The organism is Streptomyces sp. NPDC001480, assembly GCF_042894725.1.
Taxonomy (GTDB): domain Bacteria; phylum Actinomycetota; class Actinomycetes; order Streptomycetales; family Streptomycetaceae; genus Streptomyces.
Genome location: NZ_JBIAVX010000013.1, coordinates 159,324 through 177,452, shown reverse-complemented (window position 1 = coordinate 177,452; position 18,129 = coordinate 159,324). Strand labels below are relative to the sequence as shown.

Below are 18,129 nucleotides of genomic sequence, written 5' to 3'. Positions count from 1 at the left end.
GCGGCGCCGCTACGCCGAGACCCCGATCCCCCCGGCCGGGGTCGGCGTGGGGGGGGTGTTCGCCCGGTGGGTGTTCGCCGACTAGGTGTTCTGCCCCCCCCGGGTCCGCGCAGCCCACCCCCCCCCCCCCCCCCCGCAGCTCATCGGCCCCCGCAGCCCTTCGGCCCCCGCCGAGACGGCGGGGGCCGCACTGCTTCCCACTCCTTCTTATGGATGGTTTTAGTCATGAATTGCGTTCAACACGGCGTTATGAGGTGCTTGCGCACAGTGCACATGTCTTGTGATGCTATGACCGCTTTTGGCGGATGATTGACCGATGAAGAGGTGGCGTTGACCGTGTCGGCCAGTACTGCGCCACCCCAGGAGGAGGCCCCCGCCCCCGCTCCCGAGAAGCGCCGTGGTGCCGACACCCGCGCCCTCACCCAGGTGCTCTTCGGCGAGCTCAAGGAGCTGACACCGGGCACCCCGGAGCACGACCGGGTGCGCGGGGCGCTGATCGAGGCGAACCTCCCGCTCGTGCGCTACGCGGCCGCCCGCTTCCGCTCCCGCAACGAGCCCATGGAGGACGTGGTCCAGGTCGGCACGATCGGCCTGATCAACGCCATCGACCGCTTCGACCCGGACCGGGGCGTGCAGTTCCCGACCTTCGCGATGCCCACGGTGGTCGGCGAGATCAAACGATACTTCCGGGACAACGTCCGCACCGTGCACGTACCGCGCCGGCTGCACGAGCTGTGGGTACAGGTCAACAGTGCGACCGAGGACCTGACCACGGCCCTGGGCCGCACCCCCACCACCGCCGAGATCGCCGAACGGCTGCGCATCAACGAGGAGGAGGTGCTGTCCTGCATCGAGGCCGGCCGCTCCTACCACGCGACCTCGCTGGAGGCGGCGCAGGAGGGCGACGGACTGCCGGGACTGCTCGACCGCATCGGCTACGAGGACCCGGCCCTGGACGGGGTCGAGCACCGCGACCTCGTACGCCACCTCCTGGTCCAGCTCCCCGAGAGGGAACAGCGAATTCTGCTCCTGCGCTACTACAGCAATCTCACCCAGTCTCAGATCAGCGCGGAACTCGGCGTCTCCCAGATGCACGTCTCCCGCCTCCTCGCGCGCAGCTTCCAGCGACTGCGTTCCGCGAACCGAATCGAGGCATAAGCCGAGGCACGCAGGGGCGCAGGGGCGCACCGGGGTGGGGCACGGGCTCATCCGGGGGATCACGGATAAGACTCGCAAGCAGGATCGAGGCATAACCGGCGCGAGCGAATCCCTCACCGGGGCACTTCCCGACAGTTGTGCCCCGAAAAACCGTCAGACCCCTTCTTTCCAGGGCCGATTCGCTTCCAGTGTGTCGACAAGTCACTACAGCGTGTTGCCGACATGTGACATTCTGCGGGAAGCGCGTTTGCCGTGGCTCCGGCTCCGGTATTCAGGTGAGGGCTGCGTTCCTTCGTGGGAGCGCCGCCGCGACCGTCCCGCGACCCAAAGGGGGTGGCATGTCCGCAGAACAGGGCAGCTCGAAGGTGCTCACGCCCACGCTGAGCGAGGCAGCACCCAAGGAGCTCGATGCGATCGACGTCCTCGACGACGCCACGCCCCTCGGGCCCGTACCGGCCCCGGCCGACCAGGCCGACCAGGCCGCTGATGCCCCGGCCCTGCCGGCCTCGGCGGACATCGACACCCGCACCCTGTCCCGCTCCCTGTTCCTGCGGCTGGCCGCGCTCGGCGAGGACAGCCCCGAGCGTGCCTACGTCCGGGACACGCTGATCGAACTCAACCTCCCCCTCGTCCGGTACGCGGCGGCCCGCTTCCGCAGCCGCAACGAACCGATGGAGGACATCGTCCAGGTCGGCACCATCGGCCTGATCAAGGCGATCGACCGCTTCGACTGCGAGCGGGGCGTGGAGTTCCCGACCTTCGCGATGCCCACGGTCGTCGGCGAGATCAAGCGGTTCTTCCGCGACACCTCGTGGTCGGTCCGCGTCCCGCGCCGCCTCCAGGAGCTGCGGCTGGCCCTCACCAAGGCCAGCGACGAGCTCTCGCAGAAGCTGGACCGCTCCCCGACGGTGACCGAACTCGCCGCCGTCCTGGGCGTGTCCGAGGAGGACGTGGTCGACGGCCTGGCGGTCGGCAACGCCTACACGGCGTCCTCGCTGGACTCCCCCGCCCCCGAGGACGACGGCGGCGAGGGCTCCCTGGCCGACCGGCTCGGCTACGAGGACACCGCCCTGGAGGGCGTGGAGTACCGGGAGTCCCTGAAGCCGCTGCTGGCCAAGCTCCCGCCCCGGGAGCGGCGGATCATCATGCTGCGCTTCTTCGCCAACATGACCCAGTCCCAGATCGGCGAGGAGGTCGGCATCTCCCAGATGCACGTCTCCCGGCTGCTGACCCGGACCCTGGCACAGCTCAGGGACGGCCTCATCTCCGACTGACCGTTCCTGTTCGATCCCCTTCCCGTTCGATCTCTTCCCAATTGACGGGGCGTCAGCCACTATGGCGCGATGCTTCGAGCGACGGGAGCGACAGGGTCCGGTGCGACTCATGGCCGCCGGTGCGCCGTTGTCACGGCAGCGTCGGCGGCCGTCGTCTGCCTGGGCGCGGCCCTGACCGCGTGCGGAAGCGGCGGCGGCGAGGGTTACGCCGCGGTCGGCCCGGTGGGCGGCTCACCGAGCGGGGCCGCGGCGGGCCCCACGGACGCGGTGACGCTGGTGCCGCTCGACGGTCCGACGAGGGGTGGCCACGCTCCTCCAGCGAGCGGCGCGGCAACGGGGAGCCGCCCCGGACGGTCCGTGTCCGACCGGCCGAGCTCCAGGCCGGCTCCGTCGAGAGTCGCCCAGCCCCCTGAGCCCGGCCGTACGACTCCCGAGCCGCCGTCTCCGACGTCGGAGCCACCCTCTCCCATGCCCTCTTCCACGCCGTCGCCCGGCCGCACCACGGCTCCCGGCCCCGCCGCCCTCACCTGGGGCGGGCCCACGCGGGCAGCCACGAAGCAGCGGTGGTGCGAGGACGTGACCATGAGCTTCCGCAACTCCGGCGGCGCGGCGGTGCGTTCGGGCACGCTGACCTTCGGCACGCACGTCGTCGACGCGCTCGGCATCGACTGGGCGACGGTCGAGTCGACCGAGGACCTGCCGGCGCCGATCCGTGCCGGGGCGCGGAAGGACCACACGTGGACGGTGTGCGTCGACGCCTGGCGCGTGCCACTGGGCATGCACGTCGAGACGCGCGACGTCGACGTGGAGTGGAAGTAGCCGAGTGGAAGCGGTGGGGTGGAAGCGGTGGGGTGGAAGTAGTGGAGCCGAAGTAGCCGGAGCGGCTACATGAACGCGAGGTAGGCGACCGCCGCCACGATCGCGATCGCCGCGACGACACCGACGATCAGACCGATGCGGGGGCCGGACGAGGCGGCCGCCTGCTGCTGCCGGCCCTGCGGGGCCTCGTCGACGAACGCGCGGAACATCTGGGTGCTGCCTGCGGGGTCGTAGTTGCCCTGGGGGCCCTGGGTGTTAGCCATGGCCCGAGACACTAGCGAATCCGGCAGTGGGGCCCAAGTGGGGGGCGGGGCGGGCGGCCATGCACCCCGGAGCGCCACCCACCCTGCGTATTTACGATCGCAATGCTTGCCTTTGCCAAGTTTTTGGCTCCGTCGACCCCGGCTTATTTGCCTTCAGCAACCAAGCAAGTCTATGGTTGCCCCAAGCAACGAATACGGGAGGTGTGATGGCGCAGCAGGCGCAGTTCGAGGAGCTGGCGCGTCAGCTCAGCGCCTTCGGCGCCGTGAAACGGGACCTGGGACGGATCCTGCCGTCCGACTGCCCGACCGGTTCCGCCGGCGTGCTGACGCTGCTCAGCCGTCACGGGGACATGCGTATGAGCAAGCTCGCCGAGCTGCTCGCCGTGGACATGTCGGTGACCAGCCGGCACGTGACGCATGTCGCCGAGCGGGGCTGGATCGAACGGGCACCCGACCCGGCGGACAAGCGCTCGCGCATCCTGCGCCTCACCCCGGCGGGCGAGGCCAAGGTCTGCGAGCTGTCCCGGCGCAGCACCGAGCTGCTGGCCGAGCGGCTGAGCGACTGGTCCGACGACGAGGTCGGCCAGTTGATCCGGCTCATGACGCGGCTCAGGGCGAGCTTCGGCGACTGCCGGACCACCCTCACCCGGGCCACCCACACCGGGGCCGCCCACACCGGGGCCATCGCACCCGTAATCGAAACGACCACCCGTACACCCGCATAAGACGTAGGAAAAGGAAGCCCATGGCAACGACCACACCAGCCGGTGTGCGGGCTCACGCCAAGCACGGGGGAGGCGCGGACGCCCACGCCCCGATGACGCACCGGCAGATCATGGAGGCGCTCTCCGGGCTGCTGCTCGGCATGTTCGTGGCGATCCTGTCGTCCACGATCGTCTCCAACGCCCTGCCGCACATCATCGGCGACCTCGGCGGCGGCCAGTCCGCCTACACCTGGGTGGTCACCGCGGCCCTGCTGTCGATGACCGCGGCCACTCCCCTGTGGGGCAAGCTCGCCGACCTGTACAGCAAGAAGGCGCTCGTCCAGATAGCCCTGGTCATCTACGTCCTGGGCTCGGCCGCCGCCGGTCTGTCGCAGAACGCCGGCATGCTGATCGCCTGCCGCGTCGTGCAGGGCATCGGCGTCGGCGGTCTGTCCGCCCTGGCGCAGATCGTCATGGCCGCGATGATCTCCCCGCGTGAGCGCGGCCGTTACTCCGGCTACCTCGGCGCCACCTTCGCCGTCGCCACCGTCGGCGGCCCGCTGCTCGGCGGTGTCATCACCGACACCTCGTGGCTGGGCTGGCGCTGGTGCTTCTACGTCGGCGTGCCCTTCGCCGTCATCGCCCTGATCGTGCTCCAGAAGACCCTGCACCTGCCCGTGGTCAAGCGCGAGGTCAAGGTCGACTGGGGCGGCGCCTTCTTCATCTCCGCCGCCGTCTCCCTGCTGCTGGTCTGGGTCACCTTCGCCGGTGACAAGTACGACTGGCTGTCCTGGCAGACGTACGCGATGGTCGGCGGTTCGGTCGTGCTCGGCGCGCTGTTCGTGCTCGTCGAGTCCAAGGCGAGCGAGCCGATCATCCCGCTGCGCCTGTTCAAGAACCGCACCATCACGCTGGCGTCGCTCGCCTCGCTGTTCGTCGGTGTCGCGATGTTCACCGGCACGGTGTTCTTCAGCCAGTACTTCCAGCTGGCCCGCGACAAGTCCCCGACGATGTCCGGCGTCATGACCATCCCGATGATCGGCGGTCTGTTCATCTCCTCGACCGTCTCGGGCCAGTTCATCACCCGCACCGGCCGCTGGAAGGCCTGGCTGGTCAGCGGTGGCGTGCTGGTGACGGCCGGCCTGCTGATGCTCGGCAGCATCCGCTACGACACCGACTACTGGAAGATGGCCATCTGGATGGGCCTGCTGGGTCTCGGCATCGGCATGATGATGCAGAACCTGGTGCTCGCCACGCAGAACCAGGTGGCGCCGTCCGACCTCGGCTCCGCCAGCTCCACGGTCACCTTCTTCCGCTCGCTCGGCGGTGCGGTCGGCGTCTCCGCCCTCGGCGCCGTGATGTCGCACCGGATCACGCACTACGTCCAGGACGGCATCGCCGCCCTGAGCCCCAAGTACCAGGCGGCCATGGCCGGCTCGGGCTCCACGGACACCATCCCGGACATGGACAAGCTGCCGGCGCCCATCCGGACCCTGCTGGAGAGCGCCTACGGCCACGGCATCGCCGACGTCTTCTACATCGCCGGTGGCCTCGCGGCCGTCGCCTTCCTGATCACGCTGTTCATCAAGGAGGTCCCGCTGAAGACGAAGGGCGCGCTGGCGCAGGCCGCCGCGGACGAGACCCCGGCCGTGGACCCGGCCGCCGCCCCGGTCGTCGCCGAGGCCCAGGCCCCCGTGGCCGCGGTCACCGAGCCCGCCGACGAGCGGGTCCCCAGCTGGGCCGCCGCCGGTTCCACCGGCTCCGCCGCCGAGGCGGGCCCCGAGGGCACGCAGCGCTTCGCGGCCGTCGCCACGGTCGCCGAGCCCACCACCACGGGCGGCGGCACCCCGCTGCACGGCTTCGTCCGCGGCGCCGAGAGCGCCCCGGTCCCGCAGGCCGCGGTCACCCTGATCTCCCTCTCCGGCCGCCAGCTGGGCCGCTCGGTCGCGCAGGCCGACGGCTCCTACTCCCTGGACGCGCCGGGCGCGGGATCGTACGTCCTGATCGCCTCCGCCGACGGCTACCAGCCGCAGGCGTCCACCGTGGTGGTGGGCGAGGAGCCGGTGTCGTACGACATCCTGCTCAGCGGCACCAGCGGCCTGAACGGTGTGGTCCGGGCGGCCGGGAGCGCGCTGCCGGTCAAGGACGCCATGGTGATCGTCACCGACGTCCGCGGCGATCTGCTGGCCACCGGGAACACCGGTGAGCAGGGCGAGTTCGGCTTCGCCGAGCTGGTGCCGGGCGTGGTGACCGTCGCGGTCAACGCCGCCGGCTTCCGGCCGCGCGCCCTGCCCGTCGAGATCGGCGCCACCGGGGTCACCCGGATCGAGGTCGACCTGGACGCCGGCGCCCAGCTCCAGGGTGTCGTGCGGGCCCCGCACGGTCCGCTGGCCGACGCCCGCGTGACGCTGGTGGACGCCGCGGGCAACGTGGTCGGCTCGGCCACCACCGGGACGGACGGGGCGTACGCCTTCGCCGACCTGGACAACGGCGAGTACACCGTCATCGCGACGGGCTACCCGCCGGTGGCCACGGCCCTGACCGTCTCCGGCACCGGCGTCGACGGCCACGACATCGAACTCGCCCACCCCGGCGAGTAGTCCGACCCCGGCCCGTGGCAGGCGCACCCACAAGGACGCGCCCGCCACGGGCCGGTTCCATGCCCCGCAATCACGCGCAACTCACAAGGCTTCTCAGGGAGAAAACGGGATGGGACTGACCGCGAGGATCCGCACCCGGGACGGATGGGCCGTGTCGCACGCGGTCGTCACGGTGACCGACATGACGGGCACGCAGGTGCTGCGCGCCGAGGCCGACCCCGAAGGCACGGTGCGGGACGCCACCGAGCTGGCGCCGGGGGCGTACACGGTGATCGTCACGGCCGTCGGGTACGCGCCCGCCGCCGCCAGCGCGCTCGTCACCGCCAGCGGGCGGGCCGAGGTCGGGACGGTGACGCTGGCCCGGCAGGGCGGCACCGAGCTGCCCCCGCCCGGCCCGTGGACCATCGACCCGGCGCACTCCTCGGTGAGCGCCGTCGCCCAGCACCTGGGGATCTCCAGCGTGCACGGCCGCTTCACCGACTTCACCGGCACGATCGAGATCGCGCCCGACGACGTCACCAAGTCCCGCGTCGAGGCCGTCATCCGGGCCGCCTCCATCGACACCGGCAACGGCATGCGCGACACCCACCTGCGCTCCGCGGACTTCCTGGACGTCGAGCGCCACCCCGAGATCACCTTCCGGTCGACGGGCCTGTCGGCGGCCGGCTCCGACCGCTGGACCGTGCACGGCGAGTTGTCCATGCACGGCATCGTCCGCCCGGCCGACCTCGACCTCGCCTACCTCGGCACCGGCGCCGACCCGTGGGGCGGCACCCGGGCGGCCTTCCGGGCGACGGCGGAACTGCACCGTGAGGACTTCGCCATGAACTACAACCAGGTCCTCCAGGCGGGCATCGCGGCCATCGGCACCACGCTCAAGGTGGAACTGGACATCCAGGCCGTCCAGGGCGAGACGCTGCCGCTCGGCTGAGCCCGGCTCCCCTACCGCCCGCTCGGCCGGGACGACGAGCCACCACCACCGGACCGGCCACCCGCACCCGGGCACGCCGGCCCACGCACCCGCGTGAGCCGCGGCGGGCTCCCGCTCACGCACCGAACCGCGATGGCCCGTGGCCCGCGTCGGGAGCATCGCTAGCGGTCGGCCGTGGGTGGTGGGGTGCCGCCGACACGGGTGACCAGGTCGGTGCACAGGTCGCGGAGCTTGACGTTGCGGTCCTGGGAGGCACGGCGCAGCCGCTCCAGCGCGTTGCGGGCGTCGACGCGCTCACGGGCCATCAGGATGCCGATCGCCTGGTCGATGACGCTGCGGGAGAGCAGGGCGACGCGCACGTCGGCGGCGGACTGGTGCTCGCGCTCGATGTGCACGGCCACGTTGACCGCGTCCGAGGCCCGCGCCGCGAAGTTCCGGGCCTGCTCCCGGGCGGCGTCCAGCACGCCCGGCTCGGCGGCGTAGAGGTTGAGGGCGGCGCCCGTCTCGCCCTCGATGTCGAGCGGCAGCGCCAGCACACTGCGGACACCGACGGAGAGCGCGTACGTCCGGTACTCCGGCCAGCGCGTCTCCCGGGCCAGATCCGCCGCGTACCGCTCCCGCCCGGAGGCGGCCGCGTCGACGCACGGCCCGGATCCGTTCTCGTACTGCCGCTGGTCAAGGCCGCCGGGCAGGCCGCCGCTGCCCGCCAGGGTGAGCAGCCGGTCGGCGCGGCGCACGGTCACGCTGCACGCCACCGTGCCCGGTATCTCGTGCACGGCCCGGTCGGCCAGATCGCGCAGCAGCGTGTCGAGACCACCGCTGCGCGCCATCGCCCGGTCCAGCGTGTCGGGGGTCTCGGAGTTCATGCCCTACCGGATATCCCGGGACTGGCGTCCTCAAGCCCTTTCCGTGCCGCCCACGATGCGGCGGGCCAGATCGCGGAGCTTGACGTTCTCGCGCTGGGAGGTGCGGACCAGGCTGTCGAAGGCCTCCGCCGCGTCGATGTCGAGGCGTTCCATGAGGATGCCGGTGGCCTGGCCGATCAGGTCCCGGGTGCGCATGGCCTCGGTGAGCTGCTCGCGGACCGTCACCGACTGGAGGGCCAGGCTGACATGGGCGGTGAACAGCCGGCCGACCCGGGTGGAGACCTCGTCGAAGGCGCGGGGCTTGCGGGAGTAGGCGGTCAGCACGGTGAGCCGGCGGCGGTCGGCGCGCAACCGCAGGGAGAGCACCGAGCGCAGCCCCAGTTCGGACAGCAGCCGACCGCCGCCGTCGCTCCCGCTGTCCTCTATCCGCGCCACCGGCGCGTTCCACAGCTGCTCCCAGTGCCGGGCGCTCCCGTCCCCGTTCGGGGATTCGGCGGTGCGCACGACCTCGTCGGTCCAGACGATCGTCCGGCGCAGTTCACCGCGCTGGATCTCGGAGATCCCGGCGTGCTCGGCGCCGGGCAGCAGGTGCACCGCCAGGTTGACGGCGGTGCGCAGGGTGCCGTGCGGGGTGGTGGTCTCGTGCAGCTGCTGCGCCGCCACCGTGAGCGCCTCGGCCAGCTCGAAGCCGACCGGCAAACCGGGCACATCGGAAAAGTCGGACGTAGCCACCACGAACCTCTTCGGCATGCACGGCCACACGGCCATGCGCAGGAGAGCTCCGCAGCACATTCCCGACTGCGAGCACAGGACGTACAGCACTCTAGCTGCTCTGTTGCGGCAAGGTGACCTTCGCCCGACGGTCGGGCGGCGGCACGCTTCCCCGCCCGGACGAGGCGTGGTGGAATGGGCCGCGGGTCAGGAAGCGGCCGGGTTCCATTCCGTCATGAATGCGGACGACCGTCTGCCGTCAGGTGAGTGCCGTGACCCTCCTCCCGACCCCCCGCGACCCGCGTGGCCTGCCCGGGCGCACGCTGATCACGCTTCCCCCGGAAATCGACCTGGGCAACGCCGACGACCTGCTCGGCCACGTCCTCTCCGCCAGCCACGCCCGCGCCGGCCGGCTGCGCGTGCTCGTCCTGGACCTCACGCACACCGCCTTCCTCGACTCCCAGGGCGCCCGCCTGATCCACGACATCCGCCGCCGGCTGTCCTCGCAGACCGAGGTACGCGTGGTCGCCCACCCCTGGGAACTCCCCGGCCGCGTCCTGGAACTGACCGGTGTGCGCCGGGACGTCCCGGTGTACGACGACCTGATGGACGCGCTTACCGCCCGGTTCCCCTGATCGCGGTGTCCACGGCCTACGCTGGGCCGCATGGCACCGAACATCGCGACCAACACCGCCGTGTCCCTCGATGGTCTGCTGGACTTCGTACGCCCCCGCCACCACGCCATCCTGCTGACCCGGCGGGCCGACGGCGGGCCCCAGGGGTCGCCGCTGACCTGCGGGGTCGACGACTCGGGCCGGATCGTCGTCTCCACCTACCCCGAGCGCGCCAAGACCCGCAACGCCAAGCGGGACCCGCGCGTCAGCCTCATCGTGCTCAGCGACGACTGGAACGGACCGTGGGTCCAGATCGACGGCACGGCCGAGGTCATCGACACCCCCGACTCCGTCGAGCCCCTGGTCGAGTACTACCGCAACATCGCCGGCGAACACCCGGACTGGGCCGAGTACCGGGAAGCCATGCTGAAGCAGGGCAAGTCCATCATCCGCATCACCCCCGAACGCTGGGGCCCGGTGGCCACCGGCGGCTTCCCGGCCCGACTGGTGAACGAGGAGTAACCCGCCCGACGCGCAGCGATACGAGGGACGCGTGCGGAACGGGACCGGCCCGCCGGGGCGCTTCCCAGCGCGGCTGGGGCCCCGCGGAACAGTCCGCACGGCTGCACGACCAGGCGAGGGACGCGAGCAGGACGCACCCAGCCCACCAGGGCGCCGCCGGGCGCGACTGGGCCCCGAGGAGCGGCCCGCGCGGCTGCACGCAAGGAGAGCGCGCGGCAGAAGCGATCGCACGGGCGGCACAGCGTTGGGCTTCCCGGCTCGGTAGGCGTCCGAGGAACAGTCCCCACGGCTGCACGATGAGGCGAGGGACGCGAGCGGGACGGGGCGTTCGGTGGCCGGCCGGAGGTGTTCCGGTGCGGCTGGTGTCCGCGGAGCGGTCAGCCGCGGGCGGCCATCGCCTCGATGCCGGCCACCAGCAGGTCGAGGGCGAAGGTGAAGTCGCGGTCCATCATCTCCGCGACCGTGTCACCGCCGCGGGCCACCATGATCTCCTTGGACTCCTGGATGACGGCCGCGGTCTCCGGGGCCTCGGAGACCGCGGTCATGGCCTGTTGGAAGTAGTCGTCGGGGCTCACCCCGGCGTCCGCGACCCGGGCGAGGAACTGCCCCTCGACCGTGCCGTAGCCGTAGACGAACTGGAAGACGGCCGAGATCGCCCCCGTCACCCGGTGCGTCGGCAGCCCGGTGCGGCGGATCACCCGCTGCACCGCACGCGAGAAGGCGAGCCAGTTGGGGCCGATGTTCAGGTAACGCCCGGCGAGCGGCGACAGCCAGGGGTGGCGTACCAGCAGCTGCCGGTAATCGGTGGCCAGCGCCCGCAGCCGAGCACGCCACTCCCCGGCGCCGTCCTGCGGATCGGGCAGCGGCAGCTCGCCGAAGGCCGCGTCCAGCGCCAGTTCGAGCAGGTCGTCCTTGGTGTCGACGTACCAGTACACGGACATCGCGGTGACGTTCAGCTCGGCCGCCAGGCGCCGCATGGAGAACCGGGCCAGCCCCTCCGCGTCCAGCAGCCGCACGGTCGCCTCGGTGATCCGCTCCCGGTCCAGCCCGGACGGCTGCCCGCCGCCACGCCCGCCCCGGCGTGCCTTCCCCTCCAGCCAGACACTGGACCGCGCCGAACGCTCGCCGGTCTTAGCCATCGGCGCACCTTCCAACCGTGGGGGCCACTTCTCAAGATGCTAGGCCCGCGAGGGCGGGACCCGACCGACCACGAGAGAGGCGGCGACCTCCCGGTCACCGCCTCTCCCCGCGTACTGATCTTCGTAGCGACCGTCGTGGCCGCCGTCAGCTGCTGGTCTTCTGCGTCAGGTCGTAGAACGTGGCCGAACCGGCCGTCACCTTCTTGAAGTTGCTCTGCACCCAGGAGGTGATCTGCGACGACGTACCGCTGTTGCCGCCGCCGCCCATTCCGCCGCCCGAGATGAAGTAGTGGATCTTTCCTTCCGCCACGTACTTCTTGAACTGGGCCAGCGTCGGCGACGGGTCGGTGCCGTTGAAGCCGCCGATCGCCATCACCGGGTCACCGGTGGCCAGCTGGTAGCTCGCGGCGTTCTGGGAGCCGATGGACGCGGCGACCCAGGTGTACTCGTCCGCGTCCGCCTCCAGCAGCTTCTTGGCCGCGGAGCTGACGCTGGCACCGTTGAGCAGACCGCCGGCGCCGCCCATTCCGCCGCCCTCGCCCATCCGACCGCCGCCGGGGAAACCGCCGCCGTTCTGCTGGTTCTGCGTGGTGCCGCCGCCGTTCTGCGTGGTGCCGCCGTTCTGCTGGTTCTGGCCCGGCATGCCGCCGCCGGGGAAGCCACCGGTGCCGTTGCCCTGCTGCCCCTGCTGCCCCTGCTGCCCCTGCTGCCCCTGCTGGTTCTGGCCCGGCATGCCGCCGCCGAAGCCGCCGCGCACACCGCCACCGCCACCGCCGGGACCGCCACGACCGCCGCCCATCATGCTCGCGCCCGCCGGGCCCGCTGTCACGATGGAACCGGTGTGGCCCTCCTCAAGGGTGCTGAGCGTGTACGCGGTCGGGCCGGCCAGCGCGGCCACCAGGCCCACCGCCGCCGCCCCGAGGGCCAGCCGGCGGCTCACCCGGCCCGCGAAGACGAGGCCGAACGCGGCGGCCAGGCCGCCGACCAGCACCAGCCACTTCAGCCAGGGCAGGTAGTCGGAGGTGCGGTTCAGCAGCACGTAACCCCAGGCCGCGGCCGCGACCACGGAGGCGGCGAGGGTGATCGACGCCCACGTCTCCTGCCGCTTCTCCCACAGCAGCCCGGCACCCATGCCGATCACGGCGGCGATGTAGGGGGCGAGGGCCACGGTGTAGTACTGGTGGAAGATGCCCGCCATGTAGCTGAAGACCACCATGGTGATCAGCAGCGAGCCGCCCCACACCAGGAACGAGCCACGGGTGACGGACGTCCGCTTCAGCCTCCGGGTGGCCACCAGGCCCGCGACGAGGAGGATCAGCGCGGCCGGCAGCAGCCAGGAGATCTGGCCGCCGATCTCGGAGTTGAACATCCGGTCCCAGCCGGTCTCACCCCACTGGCCGCTGTTGCCGCCGCCACCGCCGCCGACGCTGCCGGTCTCGTCGCCGTTGAGCCGGCCGAAGCCGTTGTAGCCGAAGGTCAGCTCCAGGAAGGAGTTGTTCTGCGAGCCGCCGATGTACGGGCGGGAGGAGGCGGGCCAGAGTTCGACGATCGCGACCCACCAGCCGCCGGAGACCACCAGCGCGAGCGTCGCCGCCGCCAGCTGCCCGAACCGCTTCTTCAGCGACACCGGCGCGCACACCGCGTACACGATCGCCAGCGGCGGCAGGATCAGGAAGGCCTGGAGGGTCTTGGCGAGGAACGCGAAGCCGATCGCCGCGCCCGCCCAGACCAGCCACTTCGTACGGCCGTCCTCCAGGGCCCGGACCACCAGGTAGCAGGCGAGGGCCATCAGCAGCGCCAGCATCGCGTCCGGGTTGTTGAACCGGAACATCAGCGCCGCGACGGGGGTGAGCGCGAGTACCGCACCCGCGATCAGACCGGCCGCGGGGCTGAACCGGCGGCGCACGCCCGCGTACACCACGGCGACCGTCGCGACGCCCATGATGACCTCGGGGACCAGGATCGCCCACGAGTTGAGGCCGAAGATCCTGACCGACAGCGCCATCGGCCACAGCGCGGCCGGGGGCTTGTCGACGGTGATGGCGTTGCCCGCGTCCAGCGAGCCGAAGAAGAACGCCTTCCAGGACTTGCTGCCCGCCTGCACGGCCGCCGAGTAGAAGGAGTTGGCGTAGCCCGAAGCGCTCAGGTTGTACAGGTAGAGGAGGAAGGTGGCGGCCAGCAGACCGAGGAAGGCCGGGCGCACCCAGCGCGGGTCCTCGGGCCGGCCGCGCCACAGTCTCCGTACGAAGGGCTGCTGCGGCTCGCTCGAACCGGGCGCCGGAGCCGCGGGCTGCTGCTGCGTCCGCGGGGTGGCCGGGGACGGGCCCCAGCCGGAGGGATTCGTGTCCCCCGGACAGGTCGTCCGGTCGGGGTGGGTGGTCATCGGGCGTCCCTCGGATCGGTGTCGTGGGGACGGACCGGCTGCAGCTGCATCGTCGCGTCCCTCCAGGTGCCGTCCGCGGCTTCACCGGCGCGGAACTGGGTTGTCGTGTCGTACGTCGTGCCGTACGGCGTGTCGTACGTCGTGTCGTACTGCGTGCGGCTCTGGTGCGCCGACGGGCGCTGCGGCAGCGGCGCGTACGGGCCGGTCTGCTGCGGGATGACCGTGCTGCAGGTCGGCGAGGACGGGTGGTGCGCGGTCGCGCCCCTGGCCTCCTCGTCGCGGTCGTCGCAGTCGTCGGTGCCGTCGCGGTCCGGGAACACCCACGCGCGGAAGAGCAGGAAGCGCAGCACCGTCGCCGCGAGGTTGGCGGCGATCAGCACCGCCAGCTCGGTGGAGTGCGCGGGGTCGGAGGTGGCCGCGTTCAGGGCGGCGAGCGAACCGCTGGTCAGCGCGAGGCCGATACCGAAGACGACCAGGCCCTGCGCCTGGTGCCGGACGGCCCCGCCCCGGCCGCGCACCCCGAAGGTGAGCCGCCGGTTGGCCGCCGTGTTCGCCACGGCCGAGACCAGCAGCGCCAGCGCGTTGGCGATCTGCGAGCCGGAGAACTGCCGGAAGACGCTGTACAGGACCAGGTAGAAGAGGGTGGACAGCCCACCGACCACGCAGAACCCGACGAGCTGGCGGGCCAGCCCCTTCGGTACGTCCTTGATCTCGCGGTCGCGGGGGTCGTCGCCGAACGGCCGGGCGACCCGGTCCAGCGGCAGCGAACCGGTGGCCAGGGCCTTGCCCACCCGCCACACACCCTTGAGGTCGTCGGTCGCGGTCTTCACGATGTGCACGGTCGAGTTCGGGTCATCGACCCAGTCGACCGGCACCTCGTGGATCCTGAGGCCCGCGCGCTCCGCCAGTACCAGCATCTCGGTGTCGAAGAACCAGCCGGTGTCCTCGACGAGCGGCAGCAGCACCTGGGCCACATCACGGCGGATCGCCTTGAACCCGCACTGCGCGTCGGAGAAGCGGGCCTGGAGCGAGCCGCGCAGGATGAGGTTGTAGGCGCGGCTGATGAACTCCCGCTTGGGGCCGCGCACCACCCGCGAGGAGCGGGCCAGCCGGGACCCGATCGCCAGGTCGGAGTGACCGGAGATCAGCGGTGCCACCAGCGGCAGCAGCGCGTTGAGGTCGGTGGACAGGTCGACGTCCATGTAGGCGAGGACCGGGGCGTCCGACGCGGACCACACGGTCCGCAGGGCGCGGCCCCGGCCCTTCTGCTCCAGGCGGAAGTTGGTGACCTCCGGGATCTCCGCCTCCAGCCGCGCGGCCACCTGGGGGGTGGTGTCCGTGGACGCGTTGTCCGCGATCGTGATGCGGAACGCGTACGGGAAGGTGCGCGTGAGGTGCTCGTGCAGTCTGAGCACGCATGGCTGGAGGTCCTTCTCCTCGTTGTAGACGGGGATCACTACGTCCAGGACAGGCGTACCGGCGTCGCCGGCCGGGAGGTGCTCCCGCGCCGGCAGGGTGCCGGGAGAAGAGTCGGTTCGCATGACAACGACTCTGGTCAAGCCCCCTGTTGCACCCATGTGGTGGCACTGTGCTGTGCCTGTGAGTGCGATTGCCAGTTCGTTTCGGGCGCCGGTCGCGGCACGGCGGGGCCGAGGGCGGGCAGGTGCACGGTGAACACCGTCTGCCCCGGCACGCTGTCCACGGTCACCGCACCGCCGTGCGCGGTCGCGACGGCCTGGACGATGGCGAGCCCCAGACCGGTCGAGCCGGTCGCCCTGGACCGGGCCGCGTCGCCTCGCGCGAACCGCTCGAAGACGTGCGGCAGCAGGTCGGGCTGGATGCCCTGACCGTTGTCCTCGACGTCCACGCACATCCACGGGCCGCGCCGCTGCACGCGCGCGATGATGGTCGTCCCGGGCGGAGTGTGCTTGCGGGCATTGCCCAGCAGGTTGACCAGCACCTGCTGGATCCGCGCCGCGTCCGCCGCGACCAGCGCCGGTTCGTCGGGCAGGTCGAGCCGCCAGTTGTGGTCCATGCCGGCCGCGCGGGCGTCGCTGATCGTGTCGACGACCAGGGGGATCAGGTCGGTCTGCTCGATCTGGAGGGGCCGTCCGGCGTCGAGCCGGGCGAGGAGCAGGAGATCCTCCACGAGGAGTGTCATCCGCCCCGCCTCGGACTCGATCCGCCCGAGCGCGTGCCGGGTGTCGGGCCCGACCTGCTCGCGCCCGCGCCTCGTCAGCTCGGCGTACCCGCGGATGGAGGCGAGCGGCGTCCGCAGCTCATGACTGGCGTCGGCCACGAACTGCCGCACCCGCATCTCGCTCTGCTGCCGGGCGTGCAGCGCGCCGTGCACGTGATTCAGCATCCGGTTGAGCGCCGCACCGACCTGGCCGACCTCGGTATGCGGATCGGTCTCGGACTCGGGCACCCGCTCGCTGAGGTTCACCTCGCCGGTGTGCAGGGGGAGTTCGGAGACCCGGGTGGCGGTGGCGGCGACCTTGCGGAGGGGGCGGGTGGCGAGGCCGACGAGCACGTATCCGGCGAGGACCGCGGCGCCGAGGCCGGCGGCGGTGATGCTGATCTCGACGAGGATCAGGGTGTTGACGGTGCCGTCGACGTCGGCCGTCGGCAGGGCGACGTAGTACTCGTCGCTGCTGTCGCGACTGGGGACGTATTCGACGCGGTACTCCCCCAGACCGGGAACGTCCACGGAGTGCGGCTTCTGGTCCTTGGGCACCGAGTTCAGGGCGGCCCGCTGTGCCGCGTCGAGATAGTCGGCGGCCATGTTCTTGAAGAAGCCGGCGGTGTCGTTCGTCCGCTTGGCGATGGCCGCGCTGGTGACCTTGCCGTTCTCCACGTAGGCGGCGATGGTCTTTTCCTGCGTGGGACCGTTGGTGACGAGGTTCTTCACCTTGCCCTTCGCCGAGGTATCGACCTTCTGCACGGTGGCCTGGCTCCCGGGAACGGTGGGTGCCTTCCCGTTCGGGTCGGCCGCGTTCGGGTCCTTCGGCACCATGTGGCCGCCGCCCGCACGCATGGCGACGTCGTGCACCTTGCCGTTCAGCTGCTCGTCGAGGTGCTGCTTCAGCGCGAGCGTCGTCACCGTGCCGATCACCGCACACACCACCGCGATCAGCGTCACCGTAGAGACGACGAGCCGCGTCCGCAGGGTACGCGGCTTACCTGCTCGCTTCTGCGCACGCGGCCATCGTCGACCGCTCATGACGCGGCGGGCTTGATCAGATAACCGGCCCCACGCCGGGTGTGGATCATCGGCTCACGCCCCGCGTCGATCTTGCGTCGCAGGTACGAGATGTACAGCTCGACCACGTTGGCCTGGCCGCCGAAGTCGTACGACCACACGCGGTCCAGGATCTGCGCCTTGCTGAGCACGCGCCGCGGGTTTCGCATGAGGAAACGCAGCAGCTCGAACTCGGTGGCGGTGAGGTGTATGGACTCCCCGGCCCGCGACACCTCGTGGCTGTCCTCGTCTAGGGTCAGGTCACCGACGACGAGCACGGAGTCGGACCGCCGGTCGGCCGCACCGGACCGCCGGATGAGCCCGCGCAGCCGGGCCACGACCTCTTCGAGGCTGAACGGCTTGGTGACGTAGTCGTCGCCACCGGCGGTGAGACCGGCGATACGGTCCTCGACCGCGTCCTTGGCGGTCAGGAACAGCACCGGCACGTCGGGCAGTTCGCGCCGCAGCCGCCCGAGGACGGTCAGCCCGTCCATGTCGGGGAGCATCATGTCCAGGACGACGGCGTCGGGCCGGAACTCGCGGGCCGTCTGGATGGCGCCCTGTCCGTCCCCCGCACTCCTGATCTGCCAGCCCTCGTAGCGAAGGGCCATGGACAGGAGTTCGGTGATCGACAGTTCGTCGTCCACCACAAGCACTCGGACGGGGCTCCCGTCCGGCCTCAGCAGTTCGGTGCGCCCCTGGGGCGAGGTCGTGGTCATGGTGGACACCTTGTCGGGGTCCTCTGAGAAGACGCTTTCTCTTGTCTGTGATTTTCCTGAGAAACGCACAGGGATCTCTCAGGAAACCCCGAAGTCCTGGACCATTTCCAGCAGTTGCGGCCCTTTTGACACGTACAAACCCAGGCACGTGATGTGCATCACCTGTGAACGCGCTTTCCGTTTCC

At 71.2% G+C, this 18,129-nt stretch carries 16 protein-coding genes; 8 read left to right on the top strand and 8 right to left on the bottom strand.

From position 1 onward, the window contains the following. The first annotated feature begins 330 nt into the window (after positions 1–330). From ACFY01_RS30910 to ACFY01_RS30900, 3 genes are all read left to right on the top strand, one after another. Entirely contained in the window at positions 331–1,158 is an 828-nt protein-coding gene (locus tag ACFY01_RS30910) for an RNA polymerase sigma factor SigF (RefSeq protein WP_390739119.1), read from the top strand. A gap of 338 nt (positions 1,159–1,496) precedes the next feature. Further along, the gene (locus tag ACFY01_RS30905; protein WP_390739042.1) at positions 1,497–2,432 is read left to right on the top strand and encodes an RNA polymerase sigma factor SigF; all 936 of its coding nucleotides are present in this window, start codon (positions 1,497–1,499) and stop codon (positions 2,430–2,432) included. A gap of 468 nt (positions 2,433–2,900) precedes the next feature. After that, entirely contained in the window at positions 2,901–3,251 is a 351-nt protein-coding gene (locus tag ACFY01_RS30900; protein WP_390739041.1) for a hypothetical protein, read from the top strand. Positions 3,252–3,316: 65 nt separating this feature from the next. Here ACFY01_RS30900 and ACFY01_RS30895 read toward each other — a convergent pair whose 3' ends face one another. Then, on the bottom strand, positions 3,317–3,514 hold the full coding sequence (locus ACFY01_RS30895; protein ID WP_390739040.1) for a hypothetical protein: 198 nt from the start codon (positions 3,512–3,514) through the stop codon (positions 3,317–3,319). Positions 3,515–3,720: 206 nt separating this feature from the next. On the opposite strand from ACFY01_RS30895, the gene ACFY01_RS30890 reads away from it, so the two are divergent. From ACFY01_RS30890 to ACFY01_RS30880, 3 genes are all read left to right on the top strand, one after another. Continuing rightward, positions 3,721–4,239, top strand: coding sequence for a MarR family winged helix-turn-helix transcriptional regulator (locus tag ACFY01_RS30890; protein ID WP_390739039.1), 519 nt, complete (start codon positions 3,721–3,723; stop codon positions 4,237–4,239). 20 nt (positions 4,240–4,259) lie between these two features. Beyond that, on the top strand, positions 4,260–6,818 hold the full coding sequence (locus ACFY01_RS30885) for an MFS transporter (RefSeq protein ID WP_390739038.1): 2,559 nt from the start codon (positions 4,260–4,262) through the stop codon (positions 6,816–6,818). 109 nt (positions 6,819–6,927) lie between these two features. Then, complete coding sequence (locus tag ACFY01_RS30880) at positions 6,928–7,749, top strand: YceI family protein (RefSeq protein WP_390739037.1); 822 nt, start codon at positions 6,928–6,930, stop codon at positions 7,747–7,749. A 161-nt stretch (positions 7,750–7,910) separates the two neighbouring features. On the opposite strand, the gene ACFY01_RS30875 is transcribed toward ACFY01_RS30880, so the two are convergent. Both ACFY01_RS30875 and ACFY01_RS30870 read right to left on the bottom strand, forming a co-directional pair. Continuing rightward, complete coding sequence (locus ACFY01_RS30875) at positions 7,911–8,615, bottom strand: GAF and ANTAR domain-containing protein (protein ID WP_390739036.1); 705 nt, start codon at positions 8,613–8,615, stop codon at positions 7,911–7,913. A 30-nt stretch (positions 8,616–8,645) separates the two neighbouring features. Next, complete coding sequence (locus ACFY01_RS30870) at positions 8,646–9,365, bottom strand: ANTAR domain-containing protein (protein WP_390739118.1); 720 nt, start codon at positions 9,363–9,365, stop codon at positions 8,646–8,648. A 233-nt stretch (positions 9,366–9,598) separates the two neighbouring features. Here ACFY01_RS30870 and ACFY01_RS30865 point away from each other — a divergent pair, with 233 nt between their 5' ends. Next, positions 9,599–9,961: an STAS domain-containing protein gene (locus tag ACFY01_RS30865; RefSeq protein ID WP_390739035.1), complete on the top strand. Its 363-nt coding sequence runs from the start codon at positions 9,599–9,601 to the stop codon at positions 9,959–9,961. 30 nt (positions 9,962–9,991) lie between these two features. Continuing rightward, the gene (locus tag ACFY01_RS30860) at positions 9,992–10,462 is read left to right on the top strand and encodes a PPOX class F420-dependent oxidoreductase (RefSeq protein ID WP_390739034.1); all 471 of its coding nucleotides are present in this window, start codon (positions 9,992–9,994) and stop codon (positions 10,460–10,462) included. A 377-nt stretch (positions 10,463–10,839) separates the two neighbouring features. Here the strand turns inward: ACFY01_RS30860 and ACFY01_RS30855 are convergent, their stop codons facing one another. The 5 genes from ACFY01_RS30855 to ACFY01_RS30835 form a co-directional block, all read right to left on the bottom strand. Next, positions 10,840–11,601 carry a TetR/AcrR family transcriptional regulator gene (locus tag ACFY01_RS30855; RefSeq protein ID WP_390739033.1) on the bottom strand — a complete coding sequence of 254 codons (762 nt, stop codon included), beginning with the start codon at positions 11,599–11,601 and terminating at the stop codon, positions 10,840–10,842. A 145-nt stretch (positions 11,602–11,746) separates the two neighbouring features. Continuing rightward, a complete protein-coding gene (locus ACFY01_RS30850; protein ID WP_390739032.1) occupies positions 11,747–13,984 on the bottom strand; it encodes an ArnT family glycosyltransferase in 2,238 nt (745 codons plus the stop codon). Beyond that, the gene (locus tag ACFY01_RS30845; RefSeq protein ID WP_390739031.1) at positions 13,981–15,525 is read right to left on the bottom strand and encodes a glycosyltransferase; all 1,545 of its coding nucleotides are present in this window, start codon (positions 15,523–15,525) and stop codon (positions 13,981–13,983) included. Before ACFY01_RS30845 ends, ACFY01_RS30850 begins: the two co-directional genes overlap by 4 nt. 14 nt (positions 15,526–15,539) lie before the next feature. Then, a complete protein-coding gene (locus ACFY01_RS30840) occupies positions 15,540–17,207 on the bottom strand; it encodes a sensor histidine kinase (protein ID WP_390739030.1) in 1,668 nt (555 codons plus the stop codon). Continuing rightward, positions 17,204–17,944 (bottom strand): response regulator transcription factor, encoded by a 741-nt coding sequence (locus ACFY01_RS30835; RefSeq protein WP_150134013.1) that lies wholly within the window; start codon positions 17,942–17,944, stop codon positions 17,204–17,206. The genes ACFY01_RS30840 and ACFY01_RS30835 overlap by 4 nt, the downstream gene beginning before the upstream one ends. Between the last annotated feature and the right edge of the window lie 185 nt (positions 17,945–18,129).

Bases quoted from the DNA above. Each gene is read 5' to 3' on its own strand.
- ACFY01_RS30905 (WP_390739042.1), top strand. From the start codon at position 1,497: ATGTCCGCAGAACAGGGCAGCTCGAAGGTGCTCACGCCCACGCTGAGC.
- ACFY01_RS30900 (WP_390739041.1), top strand. From the start codon at position 2,901: ATGCCCTCTTCCACGCCGTCGCCCGGCCGCACCACGGCTCCCGGCCCC.
- ACFY01_RS30895 (WP_390739040.1), bottom strand. From the start codon at position 3,514: ATGGCTAACACCCAGGGCCCCCAGGGCAACTACGACCCCGCAGGCAGC.
- ACFY01_RS30890 (WP_390739039.1), top strand. From the start codon at position 3,721: ATGGCGCAGCAGGCGCAGTTCGAGGAGCTGGCGCGTCAGCTCAGCGCC.
- ACFY01_RS30885 (WP_390739038.1), top strand. From the start codon at position 4,260: ATGGCAACGACCACACCAGCCGGTGTGCGGGCTCACGCCAAGCACGGG.
- ACFY01_RS30880 (WP_390739037.1), top strand. From the start codon at position 6,928: ATGGGACTGACCGCGAGGATCCGCACCCGGGACGGATGGGCCGTGTCG.
- ACFY01_RS30875 (WP_390739036.1), bottom strand. From the start codon at position 8,615: ATGAACTCCGAGACCCCCGACACGCTGGACCGGGCGATGGCGCGCAGC.
- ACFY01_RS30870 (WP_390739118.1), bottom strand. From the start codon at position 9,365: ATGCCGAAGAGGTTCGTGGTGGCTACGTCCGACTTTTCCGATGTGCCC.
- ACFY01_RS30860 (WP_390739034.1), top strand. From the start codon at position 9,992: ATGGCACCGAACATCGCGACCAACACCGCCGTGTCCCTCGATGGTCTG.
- ACFY01_RS30855 (WP_390739033.1), bottom strand. From the start codon at position 11,601: ATGGCTAAGACCGGCGAGCGTTCGGCGCGGTCCAGTGTCTGGCTGGAG.
- ACFY01_RS30850 (WP_390739032.1), bottom strand. From the start codon at position 13,984: ATGACCACCCACCCCGACCGGACGACCTGTCCGGGGGACACGAATCCC.
- ACFY01_RS30845 (WP_390739031.1), bottom strand. From the start codon at position 15,525: ATGCGAACCGACTCTTCTCCCGGCACCCTGCCGGCGCGGGAGCACCTC.
- ACFY01_RS30840 (WP_390739030.1), bottom strand. From the start codon at position 17,207: ATGAGCGGTCGACGATGGCCGCGTGCGCAGAAGCGAGCAGGTAAGCCG.
- ACFY01_RS30835 (WP_150134013.1), bottom strand. From the start codon at position 17,944: ATGACCACGACCTCGCCCCAGGGGCGCACCGAACTGCTGAGGCCGGAC.